The sequence below is a fragment of the Laspinema palackyanum D2c genome (assembly GCF_025370875.1).
GTDB lineage: Bacteria > Cyanobacteriota > Cyanobacteriia > Cyanobacteriales > Laspinemataceae > Laspinema > Laspinema palackyanum.
The window spans coordinates 116,922-136,761 of record NZ_JAMXFD010000008.1 but is presented as its reverse complement, the minus strand read 5'-3'; the positions used below and the strand labels follow the sequence as shown (position 1 = coordinate 136,761).

General features: G+C 48.3%; 12 protein-coding genes. 11 read left to right on the top strand and 1 reads right to left on the bottom strand.

Annotated elements, in window-relative coordinates; translation table 11 throughout:
- Positions 1-970 (top strand): calcium-binding protein (locus NG795_RS12365; protein WP_367288968.1); only part of this gene is annotated, 970 nt, incomplete at its 5' end.
- A gap of 395 nt (positions 971-1,365) precedes the next feature.
- Positions 1,366-6,939, top strand: a complete 5,574-nt coding sequence (locus NG795_RS12360) for a DUF4347 domain-containing protein (protein WP_367288967.1) — start codon at positions 1,366-1,368, stop codon at positions 6,937-6,939.
- 264 nt (positions 6,940-7,203) lie between these two features.
- On the opposite strand, the gene ilvD is transcribed toward NG795_RS12360, so the two are convergent.
- Positions 7,204-8,886: a dihydroxy-acid dehydratase gene (gene ilvD / locus NG795_RS12355; RefSeq protein WP_367288966.1), complete on the bottom strand. Its 1,683-nt coding sequence runs from the start codon at positions 8,884-8,886 to the stop codon at positions 7,204-7,206.
- A gap of 351 nt (positions 8,887-9,237) precedes the next feature.
- Between ilvD and NG795_RS12350 the strand changes: the two genes are divergently transcribed.
- The 9 genes from NG795_RS12350 to NG795_RS12310 all read left to right on the top strand — a co-directional run bounded on the left by NG795_RS12350 (position 9,238) and on the right by NG795_RS12310 (position 19,796).
- The gene (locus NG795_RS12350) at positions 9,238-10,077 is read left to right on the top strand and encodes a pentapeptide repeat-containing protein (RefSeq protein ID WP_367288965.1); all 840 of its coding nucleotides are present in this window, start codon (positions 9,238-9,240) and stop codon (positions 10,075-10,077) included.
- Positions 10,078-10,470: 393 nt separating this feature from the next.
- On the top strand, positions 10,471-11,118 hold the full coding sequence (locus NG795_RS12345; protein WP_367288964.1) for a hypothetical protein: 648 nt from the start codon (positions 10,471-10,473) through the stop codon (positions 11,116-11,118).
- A gap of 96 nt (positions 11,119-11,214) precedes the next feature.
- On the top strand, positions 11,215-11,829 hold the full coding sequence (locus NG795_RS12340) for a CP12 domain-containing protein (RefSeq protein WP_367288963.1): 615 nt from the start codon (positions 11,215-11,217) through the stop codon (positions 11,827-11,829).
- A 324-nt stretch (positions 11,830-12,153) separates the two neighbouring features.
- Positions 12,154-13,158, top strand: coding sequence for a pentapeptide repeat-containing protein (locus NG795_RS12335; RefSeq protein WP_367288962.1), 1,005 nt, complete (start codon positions 12,154-12,156; stop codon positions 13,156-13,158).
- Positions 13,159-13,771: 613 nt separating this feature from the next.
- A complete protein-coding gene (locus NG795_RS12330; RefSeq protein ID WP_367288961.1) occupies positions 13,772-14,764 on the top strand; it encodes a pentapeptide repeat-containing protein in 993 nt (330 codons plus the stop codon).
- 337 nt (positions 14,765-15,101) lie between these two features.
- Positions 15,102-15,521: a hypothetical protein gene (locus NG795_RS12325; RefSeq protein ID WP_367288960.1), complete on the top strand. Its 420-nt coding sequence runs from the start codon at positions 15,102-15,104 to the stop codon at positions 15,519-15,521.
- A gap of 402 nt (positions 15,522-15,923) precedes the next feature.
- The gene (locus tag NG795_RS12320) at positions 15,924-18,824 is read left to right on the top strand and encodes a leucine-rich repeat domain-containing protein (protein WP_367288959.1); all 2,901 of its coding nucleotides are present in this window, start codon (positions 15,924-15,926) and stop codon (positions 18,822-18,824) included.
- A gap of 301 nt (positions 18,825-19,125) precedes the next feature.
- A complete protein-coding gene (locus NG795_RS12315; protein WP_367288958.1) occupies positions 19,126-19,377 on the top strand; it encodes a FitA-like ribbon-helix-helix domain-containing protein in 252 nt (83 codons plus the stop codon).
- Complete coding sequence (locus NG795_RS12310; RefSeq protein WP_367288957.1) at positions 19,374-19,796, top strand: type II toxin-antitoxin system VapC family toxin; 423 nt, start codon at positions 19,374-19,376, stop codon at positions 19,794-19,796. The genes NG795_RS12315 and NG795_RS12310 overlap by 4 nt, the downstream gene beginning before the upstream one ends.
- Positions 19,797-19,840 lie beyond the last annotated feature (44 nt).

Here is a 19,840-nt window from a genome sequence, read left to right as displayed (position 1 = left end):
AAACAATCCTGAAGTCTCAGCAAACAATCCTGAAGTCTCAGCAAACAATCCTGAAGTCTCAGCAAACAATCCTGAAGCGTCAGAAAACAGCCTAGTAATAACTGATATTGGAAATATTCAATTTCGCATATTTGGACCAATCGGACCTTATTATTTCAAAGAATTTCTTGCCAACGCGGGAGGGAGTGCTTCCATAGAGGTTAATTTATCCAATATTTTCGAGTCGATTTCCACCTGGAAAAACTTATCGCTTCCCCCATTATCGTCCTCGAATCTGAGTCCATTAGAATTTCCGGAGGAAGGAAATACTAACCCTAATTTCTTGATGGGGACGCCCGATTCAGAATTGATTCACGCCAGTTCTGGAGATAATTTTATCCAAGGATTAGGCGGGGATGACTCTCTCTTTGGGGGAGAGGGGGATGATATTATTCAGGGCAATCAAGGAAATGATTTTATCAAGGCAGGGGCAGGAAATCACTGGATTTATGGGGGCAAAGGGGAGGATACCCTCGTGGGAGGTATCGGAATCGATGTCCTCTATGGAAACGATGGTAATGATTTCATTTATGGGGGGGACGGGGATAATTTCCTCTATGGAAATCAAGGGAATGATACCCTGATTGGCGGGGATGGAGATGAGGTTCTCTCGGGTGGCAAAGATGATGATTTATTGATAGGCGGTGCAGGGAATGATTGGTTATTTGGGGACTTGGGTAATGACCTCCTTATAGGAGGCGCGGGAGACGACCGATTTATCATCCGTAAAGATGCTGGAGTTGATTGGATTGTTGACTTTACGGATGGAGAAGATTTAATCGGTTTAGCAGAAGGATTAACCTGGGATGATTTAACTTTTATTCAAGGAAACAACAGCACATCTATTTATGCCGGGGATGAGTTACTTGCCATTCTCAATGAGGTGGATATTTCTCTGATAAATCAAGATGATTTCTTTGGGGTGGGGTAATTTATAAGGGGGTGAGGGAATGTTTCTTTACCCCTTTATTTTTCTTTTTGTAAATCGTTGTCAATCTGTAATTTGTTTGATTTTCCCCTGAACACCCACGGATTTAGCTTTCTTTCCATGAAAATGTTCCGAAAATGCGATCGCCTCTGGAGAGACTGGAATTTACTTGCCTCGAAAAAAATACTCCAAAAATGCGATTTGCTTTTTTCTTTTTTTGCATATTAAACACAATTTTTAAACTCAATTCAGACAAAAATTGGTTGAATAAGAACGATAAAAATCCTCCTAAAGGAGTACGAAAAAAGGCAGATTATTACAGCAATTCCCCAAAATATGGAATAAGATAAAAAATACTTTAGGGGTGCCACTATTCTCAATCTTTATCAAAAAAAGCCATGAACGTAGCGACAGTTAAATCCGTCAACCTGTCTTCTGCTTTGAGTCCCGTCAAAATAGGAAGCCTCGGTGCATTGAGCTTGACCACTATGCCCCGACAACTGGTCATCATTGATCCTCGGGTGACCGATTATCAACGCTTGCTTAGTGTCATCCCCCCAGGGACAGAGATTCACATCCTTGACCCTGACCTTGAGGGCATTGCCCAAATTAGCGCAATTCTAAGCAATTCTCACGGCATAGAAGCCCTGCACATCATCTCCCACGGCGCAGAGGGAACACTACACCTAGGCAATAGCACTCTAGACAGCAGCAACCTGGACAGCTACGGAGCTCAGTTGCAACAGTGGCAACAAGCACTCAGCCCCAATGCCGATCTCCTCCTATACGGGTGCGATATTGCTGCCACAGAAATAGGAAAAACCTTCATCGCACAACTCGCCCACCTCACCGGCGTAGATGTTGCTGCGAGTGAGGATATCACCGGAAAAGGGGGCGATTGGGAGTTGGAAACTCAATTCGGCAACATCGAAACCACACCGATGAGTGTTGCCAACTATGACTATACTCTAGCGAGTCCTGTCGCCAATGCTGATACCAAATCGCTAACCGTGGGTGCAACTAAAACTAGCATTAAGGTCCTCTCTAACGATACCGATGCGGATGGGGATAAACTCACAATTCAAAGTGTGACTATCCCGACAGAAGGTGGAACGGTGGCGATCGAATCTGATATCTATGCGGGGGGCGAGTTCACCGATGCCGGCGGGGATCTCAATGCGGACAGAATAGCCAAGTGGGATGGTACTAAGTGGTCCGCTTTGGGGGTTGGTTTCAATAACACCGTCTATGAGATTGTCATAAATGGCAGTGACATCTATGCAGGGGGCTGGTTTACCGACGCGGGTGGGAATCTGAAGGCCGACTCTATAGCCAAATGGGATGGCACTAACTGGTCCGCTTTGGGGACTGGTTTAAATCACATCGTTTCTAATATTGCTATTAATGGCAGTGGCATCTATGCAGGGGGCTTTTTCACAAATGCCGGTGGGGATCCCAGTGCTGACTATATAGCCAAATGGAATGGTAATACCTGGTCCGCTTTGGGTACAGGGGTAAATAACACTGTCGGGGAAATTGTCATTAATGGTAGTGATATCTATGTGGGAGGCCAGTTTAGTGCTGCCGGTGGGAATCTTAATGGGAAGAATATAGCCAAATGGGATGGCACTAACTGGTCCGCTTTGGGTACTGGGTTAAATTCTTGGCTCCGGAGTATCGCTATTAATGGCACTGACATCTATGTGGGCGGCAATTTCACCGATGCGGGTGGGAATCTTAATGCGGACCGGATAGCCAAATGGAATGGCACTACCTGGTCCGCTTTAGGTACTGGGTTAGATAACATCGTGAATGAGATTGTTATTAATGGTAGTGATATCTATGCCGGGGGCTTTTTCAACTATGCGGGTGGGGATGCCAATGCCAGCTATATAGCCAAATGGAATGGCACTACCTGGTCCGCTTTGGGCACTGGGTTAAATAGCTTCGTCCGTGAGATTGTCATTAATGGTAGTGATATCTATGCAGTGGGCGGTTTCACCGATGTAGGTGGGGATCCCAATGCCGACTATATAGCCAAATGGGATGGCACTAACTGGTCTGCTTTGGGTACAGGGTTAAATGGTCAGGTTCACGAAATTGCCCTTGACCCCAGTCGGTATTTGACCTACACTCCTCCCAGTGCCACCTTTAACGGTGTTGATACCTTTAACTACACCATCACGGACGGCACTACCCCCGTCAGCAACCGTGTCACCGTTGTAGTCAATGATGCCCCGGTTTTGGATGTATCCGGCACTCCCACTTTAACTGCTATCAACCAAGATGATAGTAATAACAACGGTACTCTCATCTCCGATATTATTGCGGCACTCGGCGGTACGAAAATTACCGATATCAACGCCAGTGCCTCCCAAGGCATTGCCATCACTGGGTTAAACAACGCCAACGGCAGTTGGCAATACACCACGGATGGTACAAATTGGAACACCTTTACTGCCTCTGATACATCAGCGCGACTGTTAGCTGCCAACGCCTCCACCCGCATCCGCTTTGTTCCTAATGCCGGATACAGGGGTACTCTGACTAACGCTATCACTTTCGCCGCCTGGGACCAAATTATCGGTACTAATGGAGGGACCGAGGATGTCACCGCAGGCAATACTACCCACGGCACTTCCAGCACTTTCAGCATTGCCACGGAAACCGCCGATATTACGGTTAACCCAATTCCCACGATTACCGGGATTTCCTCACCCCAAACGGACGGGAATTATGGAGTTGGGACCGTTATTGCGATCGCCATCACGTTCTCCCAAATCGTCAACGTCACCGGGACGCCGCAACTCAGCTTAAATACCGGCGCAACAGCGAGTTACAGCAGCGGCTCCGGAAGCAATACCCTCACCTTTAATTACACCGTTGGGGCGGGACAAAATACGGCTGATTTAGATTACAGCACAACCACTGCCCTTTCCCTCAATAACGGCACGATTCAAAGTGTGACCAATGGCAATGCTATCTTAACCTTATTTGCACCGGGTGAGGTCAATTCCCTTGGCGCAAATAAGGCGCTAATTATCGATACAATTGCCCCTACTGTTACTATTGAGCAAGATGCGGGACAAGCGGACCCCACAGGGGCGAATACCATCAACTATCAAGTTGTATTCAGCGAAGCGGTTACCGAATTTGACACCAGTGATATTGTCCTCGGGGGTACAGCTAATCCCACAACTGCGGTGGTTACGGGAAGCGGCACGACTTATAATGTTGCGGTTTCCGGCATGAGTGCCAACGGTACCGTTACTGCTGCGGTCAAAGCGGGGGCGGCAAAGGATCCGGCTAATAATGTGAGCGCAGCTAGTACCAGCACTGATAATACCGTCACTTACAATAATACTATCCCGACTATTTCCACAATTAATCGCGCCAATTCTAACCCTACAAATGCTACCAGTCTCAATTATACTGTGACTTTCAGTGAAACGGTTACGGGCGTTGATGAGACAGATTTTACCTTAGTCTCCACGGGAATCACGGGGGCGAGTATCACCAATATCAGTGGCAGCGGTAGCACTTATACGGTAGCGGTGAATGCAGGGACGGGGGATGGGAATCTGCAATTAAATCTGGTCGATGATGATAGCATCAAGAATGGGTTAAATATACCATTAGGAGGACCGGGGGCAGGCAATGGCAATTCCAACGGACAAATTTATCAAATTGATAAAACTGCTCCCACGGCAACGGCTACGGTTAACAATATCACGACAGCAGGCGGTACAAGCACTCAGTTTACTGTCACCTACAGCGATCAAACGGGCCTCGATTTAAGCAGTTTGGGCAATTCTAATCTGCGGGTAACAGGTGCAGGGGGTTTTAATCAACTGGCAACTTTCGTTAATTCTACGGTTTCCGGAAATATCACCAAGGCGACTTATACGATCGCCCCTCCGGGAGGCAGTTGGGATAAGGCAGATAATGGCAGTTACGCGATCGCCCTGGAACCATCTGGGGTGAAAGATCCGGCGAACAATCTGATAGCGGCAACAACCCTGGGAAGTTTCACCGTTGATATTAATCGTGCGCCCGTCGGAGAAATGCCGATCGCCCCGGGGACTGCCACGGCAACTCAACCGTTCAGTTTCCAATTCCCTGCCAATACGTTCACCGATGCCGATGGAGATCCTCTCACTTACTCCGCAACCCTCGACAATAACAGTCCCCTACCTTCTTGGTTAAGTTTCAATCCCACCACTCGCACTTTTAGCGGGACACCAACCGCCAATCATCTCGGCAGTTTTAATATCAAAGTAACCGCATCTGATGGAACTGCAACTGTCAGCGATATTTTTGCCTTAGCTGTGAGTGATGTACCCAATACTGCGCCAGTTGTTAATCAGGCGATCGCTGATGCTGCTGTGACGGTTGCGGAAGCGTTTAACTTGACGATTCCCAATGGCACTTTTACCGATGCCAATGGCAATCCCTTAACTTACAGTGCCACATTAGAAGACGGTTCGCCCTTACCTTCATGGTTATCCTTTGATACCCAAACCAATACCTTCAGGGGTACGCCCACAACCAACAATCTGGGAAATATCACAATTAAAATAACGGCATCTGATGGTAGTCTTTCTGTCAGTGATATCTTTACGGTAACAGTCAGCGAAGCATCAACACCTCCAGAAGAAGAACCCCCTACAGAAACGCCAAATGCTGCACCCGTGGTAGAAAATGCCATTTCTTCTTTCAGTGCAATAGCGTCTCAACCCTTTAGCTTTACCATTCCGGATGATGCTTTTAGCGACCCTGATGGAGATCCCCTCTCTTATACGGCAACCTTAACCAATGGCAGTCCGTTACCGGATTGGTTGCAGTTTGATCCGAGTACCGGAACCTTTAGTGGGTTGCCCAGTCAGAATGCGATCGGCAACCTCACAATTAAACTAACTGCCTCCGATGGGACTAGCAGTGTGGAAACGGAGTTGACTATCAATGTGCTGTCTGAACCTGCAATTATCCTGGGTCCTCGGGAACCCTTGGGTCCCCCAACCTTCGCCGCTTATCTGAAGAAAAATCCCAATTCCCAGGCAGTTGCCCTTCCGGATTTGACTGCGATCTGTCATGGAGAAACGGAATATCCTGGACCCAATGTCACAGAGATGATGGTCGATGGCAGTGAGACTGATGATACGCTGATAGGGAGCGATCGCCCTGAAACCTTCAACGGGTTGGGTGGCAACGACTTCCTCCAGGGATTATCCGGTAAAGATAACCTGTTGGGGAGTGAGGGCAATGATCTCATCCACGGTAACCAAGATAATGATTACATTGAGGGCGGTAACGGCAATGATGTAATTCATGCGGGTAAAAACGATGATGTTCTCCTCGGTGGCGATGGAGAGGATGAATTGTATGGCAATTACGGGAACGATATCATCATTGCAGGCAATGGCAATGATTTCGCGAATGGCAACCAGGGCGACGACATCGTAAACGGTGGTAATGGCAACGATATCTTACATGGGGGTAAAAGTGATGATACCCTAATCGGTGGAAATGGCACTGATATTCTGTTTGGTGACCTCGGTAATGATATCGTTTGTGGGGGTACGGATGGTGACTTCCTCTCTGGCAACCAAGGCGATGATACTCTGGATGGGGGCGATGGGGATGATGTAATCTATGGTGGCAAAGATAATGATTTCCTCATGGGTGGCAATGGCGATGACTGGTTGTTTGGGGATTTAGGGAATGATATCCTTGTTGGTGGCGCGGGACAAGACCGCTTTGTCATCCGTCCAAATGCCGGAGTTGATTTAATTGTTGACTTTACCGATGGGGAAGATTTAATCGGTTTAGCCCCGGGATTAACCGTTGAAAATCTTACTCTGACTCAAGGGAATATTGGCACTTTAGTGTATGCCGGAAATGACTTACTTGCCATTCTTAATGGTGTAGAGGTTTCTGCTATTAATCAGGAAAATTTCTTTGCGGTTGGGTAAATAATTTGAGCTAATTTGTCCGGAAGGGACACGGCAGTGCCGTGTCCTTTTTCTTATTTGTCCTAATTCCCTGCGTGGGGTAGTCATACGGAATTCGGTTTGATCAGGTCTATAAAAACAAACGCCGGAGGAAATGGCTTACCGGGAACGGCAACGGGCCGATCGCCTAGCCCAACTCCTGAGAGAACAAGGCATTCATCTCGATGACTGAGCCAAATCAAGAGGGACAAGGCATTGCCTTCTCCCTCTCATACAATGTGCTAATTACAAATCTAAATCTGTAACCGCACCGAGACTGCTAGAGGAAACTAACTTAGCATATTTCGCCAAGACCCCTTTTGTATAACGGGGGGGACGAGGTTGCCAGTTAGCACGACGACGGGCCAATTCCTCATCGGATATATTCAACTGCAACTTGCGATCGCGCGCATCAATGGTAATCGTATCCCCTTCCTCTACTAAGGCGATCGCCCCACCGACGGCAGCTTCCGGGGCCACATGACCGACCACCAGACCGTAAGTCCCTCCGGAGAAACGACCATCGGTGATTAATCCCACCTTGTCCCCTAAACCGGCCCCAATAATGGCCGAAGTCGGGGCCAGCATTTCCCGCATTCCCGGTCCCCCTTTCGGACCTTCATAGCGGACCACTACCACATCACCCGCACCAATCTTGCCATCCAAAATCGCTTTGAGGCATTCCTCCTCGGAATCAAACACCCGGGCCGGACCCTCAATCATCGGCATTTTCACCCCGCTAATTTTAGCCACAGCGCCTTCAGAGGCGAGATTACCTTTCAGAATCGCCAAGTGACCCTGACGATACATCGGGTTATCCCAGGGACGAATCACATCCTGTCCTGTAGGGGGTTCTGCGGGAATATCCACCAACAATTCAGCAATGGTTTGGCCGGTAATTGTCAGCGCATCACCATGTAGCAAATCATGGACCAGGAGCATTTTCATCACCTGGGGAATCCCGCCTGCTTTGTGAAGGTCGGTGGCCACATAGCGCCCACTGGGTTTGAGGTCACAGAGCACCGGGACTCTCCCGCGAATGGTTTCAAAATCATCCAGGGTGAGGGGGACTCCCATCGCCCGGGCGATCGCCAGGAAATGCAGCACGGAATTCGTGGAACCCCCTACGGCCATAATCACCGAAATGGCATTTTCCAACGCCTTGCGGGTGATGATTTGACTCGGCAAAATTTGCTTGCGAATCGCTTCCACTAAGACTTGAGCCGATTTTTGCGTACTGTCGGCCTTTTCTGCATCTTCTGCGGCCATTGTCGAGGAGTACATCAAGCTCATCCCCATTGCTTCAAAGGCCGAAGACATGGTATTCGCGGTGTACATCCCCCCACAGGACCCGGCACCGGGGCAGGCATGGCGTTCGACCTCTAGCAGTTGCTCTTCGTCAATTTTACCGGCGCTGTATTCCCCGACGGCCTCAAACGCACTCACTACGGTGAGGTCTTTGCCGTCCAAATGTCCAGGTTTGATGGTACCGCCATAGACAAAAATCGAGGGAATATTCATGCGGGCGATCGCCAACATGGCCCCGGGCATATTTTTATCGCATCCACCAATGGCCAGGACCCCATCCAGACTCTGACCATTACAAACGGTTTCAATGGAGTCCGCAATCACTTCGCGGGATACCAGGGAATATTTCATCCCTTCGGTTCCCATCGAGATGCCATCACTAATCGTAATCGTGCCAAAAATTTGAGGCATTCCTCCGGCGTCACGGACCCCACTCTCTGCCCGCTTTGCCAGGATATCCAGCCCCATATTGCAGGGAGTAATGGTGCTGAATCCATTGGCAACACCGACAATGGGTTTGATGAAATCGGGGTCAGAAAAACCAACCGCCCGCAACATAGCTCGGTTGGGCGATCGCGCGTGTCCTTGGGTGACGGCTTGACTTCTAAGGTTCTCAGGCATTCTTTTTTCCGGTAAACGAGAGCACATCTCCAGGGGCTAATGTAGAGTAGGGTTTGGTTATAGCTGTTTGCCTCCCAACTTTCGCTTCTCCCCCTAGGATCTATCTTTAGATTGTCTCAGAATCCAACCCCATTTGTCAGATGTCTTTTGTCATTGGTGGTTTGCCATTAGTCTTTTATCCAATCCCCAATCTCCCCAATCTCCCCAATCTCCCCAATCTCCCCCATCCCCTCCATCTCCTTTTTCCCACTTTCAATTCCTCTTAAAAGTGATTTGTGACATTGAATAACGATACATTGGAAGCACCCACCACTAGACTTGCACAGAGCGATAGCAAAGAGGCGACAGGACATGGATGTAAATGAATTACTAGAGCGATATGCAACTGGAGAACGAGATTTTCGGAACCTCAACTTGATTGGTGCCAACTTATCCGGATTGGACTTAAGTGAAGTTACTTTTCGCGATGCTGACCTGCGTCAGGCCAACCTGACCGCTACTAAACTCACGGGGGCCAACCTCCGAGAAGCTAATCTCATGGGAGTAAACCTTCATCAAGCCAACCTGCGAGAAGCCAATCTGATTAATGCGAACTTAAGTAGAGCGGACTTAAGTGAAGCAGACTTAAGTTTGGCAAATATTAGCCGAGCTATTGTAGAACGAGCCAATTTACAGAAGGCCAAAATGTTCCAGGCTCTTGCCAGCGAGACGCGGCTGGGTTGGGCGAATCTCAAAGAAGCAACCTTGAATCAGGCCAATCTCAGTCGAGCGAACTTAAGTGAAGCCGACTTGAGCGGGGCGAATTTAGAAGGGGCCAACCTGACGATCGCCATTCTGATTCAAGCGATTATGGAAAAGGTGAATCTGACCAATGCCACCTTAAATGGAGCCAACTTAACCGGCGTCAATCTCCGATATTCTGACTTGAGTCGGGCCAATATGAGTGGATCCAATCTAGCCGGAGCAGACTTAACGAAAAGCCAACTCCGGGGAACCAACGTCAGTTGGACCACCATGCGCGGGACGAATTTAGAAGGGGCCAGTCTGTATCGAGCCAACTTGGGTTGGTCCAACCTCACGGGAGCCAACCTTACCAATGCAATTTTAATGGACACGAATCTGTATCGGACGAACCTCCGGGATGTCAACTTTACGGGAGCCATTATGCCCGATGGGTTGACCCACCAATAGCACTCGTTGCGCCAGTCGCCCAGGCATTTTGCCTGTGGGACTTGAGGCGGTCCCGATTGACCGGGAATTGAGCCCCTAGGGTCTGGGATTAGCGGGTCACGTTGCTTTAGTTCTTCCCCTGCCTACGGTGCGAAGACCTCAATTTTCAACCCTCCAACCGTTGCGATCGCCACCTCGAACAATCGGCCCTGTTGTCCAGTCTATCTTCCCTAGCAGCAAAATTCACAGCACTAACCAGATGTGCTGTAACTCCCTATCTATTCAGTTCTTGCCCCTTTAGGCTGAATCTCTGAAATGGGGATGACGGGGCTCGCCCCAGACTGCTGTTTAAAAACGTTTCGTGCCAAGTTTGGCCGCATCACGGGTGCAGGATCCTTTGTCAGGAATCGAGCGATGATTTTGATTAGTCAGGTTAGCGTCATCAGTCTTGTCCTCACGGGACTTTCGGTTATATTCGTCCATTCTCCCGCCTTCTCTCGTCCCCAGGCAGTCGGACCAAACCCGGGTCCGCTGCCCCTACTCTCAATCATTCGAGAGTCGAACCCCTTTGAAGAACCCGCCCTCAACCCAGAAAATATCCCCTGCCGCGAGGAACCCATCGGCCTAGGGATTCCGGGATTTCAACCGGGAATTCATCAAGATTCAGTCTTCCGAATGTTTGGATTTCCCAGTCAAACCCTTCCCGGATATTGGCCGAATACTCATGCGGTCAGTTATGACCTGATTCCCCATCAGGTGAGTCTCGGATTTCTGTTCGATCGCCAATCCCTCCTCTTGCAGCAAACCGAAGCCTCCTTTGCTCAAACCGTCAACACGGAAATTATTCTCGGTACCTTAAACAGTATGTTAGGCTGCCAGCTTAATGAAGAAATCGCCTCCGGATTTCAACAAGTATGGCGGGGTCAGGTGCGCCGGTATCGGTTTGCCCTGGGTAACCTCAAAGGGGCGATCGAATGGGAAATCCGTCCCACCGCCTCGGGAAATAATCAACCGGCACAGCGCGTTTACATTGGGATTTGGCAAGACGGCTTACACCGCTAACGGCGTCAATTTGCGCCCTCCTCGCTGCGGATGCCCCATTTTATTATACGATCGATCTAGAACCCTAAAAATAATTGGTCCCGAGGGGAAGTAAGAATGATGAAAGCTCAAGATATCATGACCAAAGAGGTGGTGAGCATTCGCGGCTCCGCCACTGTTGCAGAAGCCGTTAAGCTCATGAAAGAAAAGGGCTTGCGTGCTTTAGTCGTATCCCGTCGCCATGATGAAGATGCCTATGGCATTGTGACCGAAACGGACATCGTTTACAAAGTAGCAGCGTTTGGACATGACCCGAAGCAGATGCGGGTGTATGAAATTATGACCAAACCCTGTATCGTCGTCAATCCAGACCTCGGTGTAGAATATGTGGCGCGGTTATTTGCCAATACCGGCATCCGTCGTGCTCCGGTTATCAAAGGAGACTTGCTCGGAATTATTTCCGTGAGCGATATTCTCATGAAGGGTGATTTCGTCGAGAAACCGAAAGCTAAACTGTTCGAGAGTGAACTGGAAAAAGCAGTTCAGGAAGCCCGCGCCATCTGTGCAGAAAAAGGCCCAACTTCTAAAGAATGTGCGGCAGCTTGGGATGCAGTGGAAGAACTGCAAGCGGAAGCGTCTCATCAACGGGCGATGAAACCCGTTAAGAGTGCTTTTGAGGAATACTGCGAAGAAAACCCCGAGGCAGATGAAGCCCGGGTGTATGACGTTTAACTGTCCCGTGCGGTGAGGACGGCTTGATTTGATAACATCCGCAGGAGTTCAGGGATTCAAGCCGATCGCTGATGACAATCCCTCGGATGTACTCAGATCAAACTGTAGCAATTTTTAAACTGTGCGATCGCATGGGTTGGCGATCGCACAGTTGTTTTTGCTTGCCCATTTAAGTGCGCAGTGCAACCGGCATTGTTGATACCCAATACCGCAACCTTAAAACAAACCTGTTATTTTACGAAATGTTTCGCATCGTATGATATTGCCTCATCACCTGGGCATTCTAAATTATAGATATCTCAGGCAAAATAGGGCGAGGGCAATATGGATGGGTATGAATTACTAAAACGCTACACTGCGGGCGATCGGGATTTTCGCGGGTGGAATCTCAATTTAGCCAACTTAATTGGCGCAACCCTGCAACAGGTAAACCTTTTCGGGGCAAATCTCATTGACGCATCCTTGGCGCGGGCTAATTTAAGTCGCTCCTTAATGATGGAAGTCCAACTATCCGGTGCATTTCTCTACGCCGCTGATTTAACCTTCGTTAAACTCAAAGGCAGCCGACTGATTGAGGCAGATTTAACCAAAGCGAATCTCCAAGGTGCTCAGTTAGCCAATACCGATTTAACCGGGGCCAAACTCAGTGGGGCAATTCTCAAATGGGTCAATTTTTATCGTTCCAATTTAATGGGAGTTAACCTTTCAGGTGCTAACCTCAATGGAATTAACTTCCGAGGGGCAAATCTGACTCAGGCTAACTTGAATTGGAGCAACCTCAGTGGGGCGAGACTCAGCGGCGCTTGTCTCAAAGGCGCACTCTTAAACGGAGTGAAACTCACTGGAGCATTTTTAAATGGCCTCAATTTAGAAGGAATTAATTTTAGCGGACTCGAACTCAACGAGGCTAAATTAAGCGGAGCAAACCTGCGCGATTCTAACTTTATGGGAGCAGATTTGCGCGATTCTCAAATGCGATTTACCGACTTTGAAGGCGGGAATCTCAAGCAAGCCAATCTACATGGCAGTATTCTTAAAGGAGGCCATTTCAGTCGGGCTAATTTAATGAAAACGGACCTAATGGAAGCGGACTTGCGGAATGCTGATCTCCGGGATGCTAACCTCAATTTAGCCAAATTAACCGGCGCAGATCTGACTAATGCTAACTTAGAAGGGGCCTATTTATGGGGGGCTGACCTCGATGGTGCTTGCTTACGCGGTGCCAATCTCCGGGGAGCCAGTCTGCGGGATGCGGCCCTAGTGGGTGCAGATTTGCAGGATGCGGATTTCACGGGTGCAGTGATGCCCGATGGGAGCCTGCATTCCTAAACCCCTTGACAAGAGGATAAAACAGGGTGCTGAAAACTACTCATGAGATCTAGCGTTTCCCAGAGTTATTGGCGTACATTCTTTTGGAGTGCGAGCATCTTGCTCGCACGCCTGTAAATCTCTGTGTGGGGGGGTGCAATCCGGTGATTCTCTTTCTGTGATGCTATTGCGGCACTCTATGCGATCGCACGTTTAACGGATTTAAAAACTATCGGTCTAAAAATACCTATTCTGCCTCTTCGCCAATCCCACCTAAAACACTTTAGTTTCTCCTCAATCCAGTACAGAAAATACCTCATCGGTTTGAGGGGGAGAAAAACTGGAGATTAACAACCAACGGGGTGCAAAAAGCGGCTCATTCATTCATCCTCTATTCTCAACGTTTTACCCCCGTTAGCATACCCACTAAATTGCTTCATACTCTTGTTTTTTCTCCCTGCTAATGCTTTAATAGAGATAGGAATAGGTTATTTCAAAAAAAATCCCATTTTTTCCATAAAAAAAACCCGGGACGGCAAGCCCCAGCGATGCCCAAATTGAATTCAGTGCTTAGGGGGCAACGGACTCCAGTAAAGAATAAGGGGCTTTTAAGCCATAAGGAGAGTAACGTAAAATGAATACTAATGAACTCCTCGAACGGTATGCAGCAGGAGAGAGATCGTTTAAAGATGTTAATTTAAACGGAGCCAACCTGGAACGAGCTAACCTAGCCGGATGCGATTTTTCTGGGGCTTATTTTGTTGGAGCCAACTTGTCTCGGGCCGTCTTGACTGGGGCCAATTTACACCTAGCTTTTTTACATCGCGCTGACCTAAGTTTTGCTAAATTAAATGAAGTGCGACTGACTCATGCAGATTTAACCAAAGCCAACTTAAAAGGTGCATATCTGGTTAAGTCTATTCTCACCGCTGCGCGACTGAGTGGGGCAATCCTCTCCGGAGTGAATTTGCGGTTAGCGAATTTAGGCGGTGTGAACTTTTGCGGGGCGGATTTGCGAGGGATTAATTTGCGATCGGCTAACTTAGTCAATGCTAACCTGAATTGGGCCAACCTCAGCGGTGCTAGATTGAGCGGCGCATTGTTGCGGGGAGCATCCTTAAGCGGAGTTAATCTCACACAAGCTTATCTGAATGGGGTAGACCTCAATAGTGTCCAGTTGGAAGGAGTCAACCTCAGTGGGGCAAAACTCAGCGGTGCCAATCTCTCCTTAGCCAATTTAAGCGCTACGAACCTCAGTTCAGCCCAGATGCGGGTCTCATTTTTGTTTCGGGCCAACCTTCACGCTGCCTCATTGAATGGCGCGAACTTGACTCGAAGTGATTTATGTGAGGCAAATTTGAGTAAAGCAGATTTATCCCATGCCAACCTCCAAAATGCAGATTTGACCGGAGCGCTTTTGGTACAATCCAATTTGTTCCAAGCGAATTTAGCAGAAGTGAGCTTGCAAGGCGCTTGTTTATGTGGTTCAAATTTTAATGTAGCCGAATTGCGAGGAGCTAATTTAAGTGAGGCAGATTTGCGAGGCGCATATTTTGAACCCTCACATTGGGAGGGGATGTCCCTGCCGGATACTCGCGAGATGCAAGATGACCGAATTTACGAGTAGTCAGAAATCCAGCCGGTTAGATAAAAGGCCGGTATAATTTCCCCAGAGATAATCTAACTGTAGGGACAGGGTACTGCCTTGTCCCTACGTTAATATTTACCTCCCGCTGATTGATAGGCGATCGCCCTAAAACTTTCAGGACCATCTCAATCAAATCCCTGCCAGTGATGACCCCTTCAAGGGAAGCAATGGAAAATCTCCTCACAGACTGAGGGGAAGCGATCGGCGATCGCATGGATCACTTCGTTAGAGCAGTAGGAGATTTTAGGGAAAAAACCCTATTTAGCGACTTGACTTTTCGGGCTAACTACAGTAAAATAGCAATCAAAAAAAATCCATGAAAGAAACAGTTGGTTCCTTAAGAGCATATTTTGGTTTAGTTGGCCTGCTTAGTGTACTGAGTACCCTAGCTGAACTTTCTCTATATTTATCATTCCAACCGGGAAATTTATTCGGGATTCTTTTAACACTCATTGGATTGGGGCTATCCTGTCTTTTTTTATACTTCAGCTTTTATTTAAAGAAGTTGCTCATCAAATCCCCCCAATTTGTGAGCAGAGTAATCTTGGTGAGTGCAGGATTTCAAATTATATCTGTAGTATTTAGCCTGGTAGGGGACAACGGGGTTGCTAGTATTGTTAAACCTGGGATAGGAGTATTAATTTGCTGGTATCTCTTAGCCAATATTAATCGCTTATCTCGTTCGTTACAAGAGGAGATTGCCCAAAAGCCGAATGAAAATAACATCGATAACTAATTGGGATTGTAAAAACGTTCTGTTCTAAAGTTGTAGTGAATTAACCCGTTGGAGTCTCGTAACGTGCGATCGGCCTGATTGACAGCAAGAGCGCGCCTTCCTTCCTCCCAGTCCCCTAGTCAGCGCATCCCCCCATCTTCCCCCAACCGCCAAATCTTATAAATTTCTAACAATCTGTAAACCCAACCAAACCCGCCCGGGGAATGCCTTACAATAACAACCAGAGCGGATATCCCCCAGCGGCGAACCCCCCTAGAGGCGAAGCATTCCCCCATGAATCGGACAATTGACCGAAAAAGCACCCCCCGAATGCCACCCCTCCCCCGGCAAACCAACCGCCACCCACCATTCCCCATCCGCCTAAGTCGAAAAAAGTCCAACAAGCAACGCTGAGGTTAAGCGATGACAGAGGAAGAACTGCTGCAAATTATCCAACAAGCTGCCGAGGACAAGGTAACATCCCTCGACCTTTCTAACACTCAACTGAGTGCGCTGCCGCAGGAAATTGGTGAACTCTCCAATCTGACCGAGCTAAACCTCAGCTACAATTACTTGAGAGATCTGCCGCAGGAAATTGGGCAACTCTCCAATCTGATCAACTTAGACCTCTGGAGTAATCAACTGAGTGCGCTGCACCCAGAAATAGGGCAACTCTCCAATCTCACAGAATTAGGTCTCGCGGGCAATAAACTGACTGCGTTGCCGCAGGAAATTGGGCAACTCTCCAATCTGACAGAATTAGACCTCGCGGGCAATAAACTGACTGCGCTGCCCCCGGAAATAGGGCAACTCTCCAATCTAACAGTGCTATACCTCTGGCGAAATCAACTGAGTGTGCTGCCCCCGGAAATAGGGCAACTCTCCAATCTGACCGTGCTAGACCTCGCGGACAATCAACTGACTGCGTTGCCTCCAGAAATAGGGCAACTCTTCAATCTGACAGAATTAGACCTCGCGGACAATCAACTGAGTGTGCTGCCCCCAGAAATAGGGCAACTTTCCAATCTGACAGAATTAGACCTCAGTAGCAATCCCCTCATCTCACTACCACCCGAAATCTTAAACCAAGGCATCGGTGCCACCTTAGCCTACCTGCGCGAACAACTCCAGAGCCCACAACCCCAAGTCCAATGGATATCCAAACTCATGGTTGTGGGTGATGGGGGAGTGGGCAAAACTTCTTTATTAAAGGTCCTGCGGGGGGAATCCTTCAACCCCCAGGAATTCACTACTCATGGCATCGATATCCGCACCTTGGAATTCCCCCATCCCAGGGAACCCGACGTCACGATGCAACTGAACGCATGGGACTTTGGCGAACAGGAAATCTCTCATGCCACCCATCAATTTTTCCTCACCAACCGCTCTTTGTTCCTCCTCGTCTGGAATGCTGGTGATGGCTACGAACAGGGTAAAATCTATAATTGGCTTGATACCCTCTCCTCCCTTGCGCCCGAGTCTTCGATTCTCCTGGTTGCCACCCACATCGACGAACAAAATTCTGATCTTCCCTTCGCCCAACTCCAGGGCCAATATCCCAAAATTGAGGGACATTACGAAATTGACAGCCAAACCGGACAAGGGCTGGACAATCTGTATCAGAGTATCGTCAACACTGCTGCCCAATTGCCGTTAATGGGCAAACGTTGGCCGAAAACTTGCCTCAATGCGGCTCATGATATCCGTTCCCTCTCGGAACAATATATCACGCCACAACAATTGGCAAGGCGGATGACAAGGCGAGGGGTTGACCCGAATCAGGTAGCCAGTCTGGCACAATATCTCCACGACATTGGCAAAATTGTCTATTTCCAAGATAATCCCGCACTCAGCGAAATTGTTATACTCAAACCCAAATGGATCGCGGAACAGATCGGCAAAGTTTTCAGCAGTGAACCCGTCAAACAGCGTCAGGGTATTCTCACTCGCGGGGAAATGAACCAACTTTGGGAAGATATCGACTCTTTCATCCGCCCGTATTTCCTCCGCTTGCTGGAGCATTTTGACCTGGCGTATCCCCTTCGCAACGAGGCAGAATTTCTTCCCGAAGAGGTCAGCTTAATCCTGGAGTTTGTCCCACTGAATCCGCCACCCTATCAACATCAATGGGATGCCATTCTCGAAACCGAAAATTGTCATCGTCTGGAGAGGAAATGGCAACTCGATCGCCTTCCTGCCGGACTTCCCACTAGGTTGATTGCTGATTCTCATCGCTTCTCCACCGGCATCCACTGGCGCAACGGGGCCTTACTCGCCGACAGCAAACCGGAAAAACATTTAGGGTTATTTGAGGCATTTCCAGAAAAAAATGCTCTACAATTAGCCGTGCGCGGTCCCATGCCGATTCACTTCTTTACCTTGCTGCGCGATCGCCTTGATATCATGCTTTCCCGATTTAGCGATTTAGAGGCAAAATGCACCATTCCTTGTCCCGGTGGACCGGATAAAACCTGTTCCCACGAATTTGAAGAGGAATATGTCAAACAATGTTATGCCACCCATCAACTCACCCTCGAATGTCCAGAATGCCAGGAAAATCTCTCGGCGATCGCACTCTTATTTGGTGTAGAAATTCCACCCCCATCTAACCCCCCAACTGTATCGAGTCCAACCTTATCAATTCCAACCTTCTCGGGTTTGTCACGGTTTGAAGAACTGGAACGACAGATTGACAGGGGAAAAACCTATATCCAGTCAGCTTTGACAGAAGTCGCACAACTCCATCAAGAAGACTTGAGGAAAGTTGCACAACTCTATCAAGGGGAATTTATTAAAATTGTTCGCCTCAAACAACAGAGTATCGAGGCAGAATCCCCCTGTGTATTTGTAGTGCATTCACCCGAACGAGGCAACTGGCAAAATAGGATTTTCGGGCAACAATCTGAATTGCAACTGTGCTGCGAAGCACCTGGAAAATGGCATCCTGTTGATGGTGCTGTGTATTCCCTGTCAGGGGATAACGAATGGTTTCACATCATGGCCCCCTATATTCAACAGTTGGCTGCAAGTTGGAAATATACTGTTGAATCGCAAAACAATATAGCGATGGAAATGCAAACTCTCGCGGAAGAATTTCCTCCCCTTAACGGTTGGGAAGCGACAGAATTGTTAAAGTCTTTGGGGATAGGAACCGAGGAAAATTTCAATCCAGAACAGCTACAGCTTGCTGCACTACGAGTATTGCGGCAACTTTTGGACGAAAAAGACCCGCATCACCATTGGGGCGGCTTGCGGAAGGTTTTGACGCCGGAGGGACATTATTTGTGGTTGTGCGAACATCATGCAAGAGAGTATCGGAGGTAATTGGGGGAAAACAGGGTGAGGAGAAGGCAGTGCTTTTTCCCTACTCGCGCCACAATTCGCTAAAATTGTCGCATCTGAAATCTTGCACCCTTCTGGATCTTCCCGATCATCCGGCGTGGGATTAATCCCACGCCTCATAGCTAAAGTCGGTTAAAAACCGACTGAAATTCTTATAATCCCAGGTTTCCAGTCGGATTTATCCGACTTGAGCTATTAGCCGGGGGTTTTAACCCTCGGCGGGTGTTGCCACTGGGTAGAGTAACCTTTACCTTCCGATAAAAGTCTTAGTGAATAGCGACCCATGAATCAGTTAATCATAGAAAATCTCGATCCAAAAGTGATAGAAAAGCTCCAACGTCTCGCACGACAACACGATCGCACTGTAGAAGCAGAAGTCAAAGCAATTTTAGAAGCGGCAACCGAAGCCGAAGCAGCCAAACAGCAGGCGATCGCAGCACAAGCCTGGGAAAAAATTGATCGCGCTAGAGCAAAATATGCAGGACGCATCTTTAGCGATAGTGCAGAACTTTTGCGAGAGGACCGAACCCGGTGACCCAATTTGTTGTAGATGCTAACGTAGCCATCAAGTGGATAATACCTGAAATCCATTCCGAAGCAGCACTGCGGTTGCTGAATCTCGATTCCATTCTTCTGATTCCCGACTTTTTCTTTCCTGAAATTGGAAACATCCTTTGGAAGCGGGTTCGGCGTGGAGAAACAACTCTTGAAAATGTACTAGAGGATTTAGATGCTTTAATGGGATTGCCGTTACAGGTGCATCCATCTTTTCCGCTGATGTCAGAGGCTTTAGAAATTGCCGTGCGAATTCAGCAAGCGGTTTATGACTGCGTTTACTTAGCTTTGGCTGTTCGCAAGGAATGTCAAATGGTGACAGCAGATAAACGTTTTTTTAATGCACTTCAAAACGACTTTTTAGCTGCCCATCTGTTGTGGGTCGAGGATTTACCTTGAAGGCGATCGCACCCATAAAAATGTAGGGACACAGCAGTGCTGTG

Coding starts and splice junctions, on each gene's coding strand:
- NG795_RS12315 (WP_367288958.1), top strand. CDS start 19,126: ATGAATCAGTTAATCATAGAAAATCTCGATCCAAAAGTGATAGAAAAG.
- ilvD (WP_367288966.1), bottom strand. CDS start 8,886: ATGCCTGAGAACCTTAGAAGTCAAGCCGTCACCCAAGGACACGCGCGA.
- NG795_RS12320 (WP_367288959.1), top strand. CDS start 15,924: ATGACAGAGGAAGAACTGCTGCAAATTATCCAACAAGCTGCCGAGGAC.
- NG795_RS12350 (WP_367288965.1), top strand. CDS start 9,238: ATGGATGTAAATGAATTACTAGAGCGATATGCAACTGGAGAACGAGAT.
- NG795_RS12340 (WP_367288963.1), top strand. CDS start 11,215: ATGATGAAAGCTCAAGATATCATGACCAAAGAGGTGGTGAGCATTCGC.
- NG795_RS12330 (WP_367288961.1), top strand. CDS start 13,772: ATGAATACTAATGAACTCCTCGAACGGTATGCAGCAGGAGAGAGATCG.
- NG795_RS12360 (WP_367288967.1), top strand. CDS start 1,366: ATGAACGTAGCGACAGTTAAATCCGTCAACCTGTCTTCTGCTTTGAGT.
- NG795_RS12335 (WP_367288962.1), top strand. CDS start 12,154: ATGGATGGGTATGAATTACTAAAACGCTACACTGCGGGCGATCGGGAT.
- NG795_RS12325 (WP_367288960.1), top strand. CDS start 15,102: ATGAAAGAAACAGTTGGTTCCTTAAGAGCATATTTTGGTTTAGTTGGC.
- NG795_RS12345 (WP_367288964.1), top strand. CDS start 10,471: ATGATTTTGATTAGTCAGGTTAGCGTCATCAGTCTTGTCCTCACGGGA.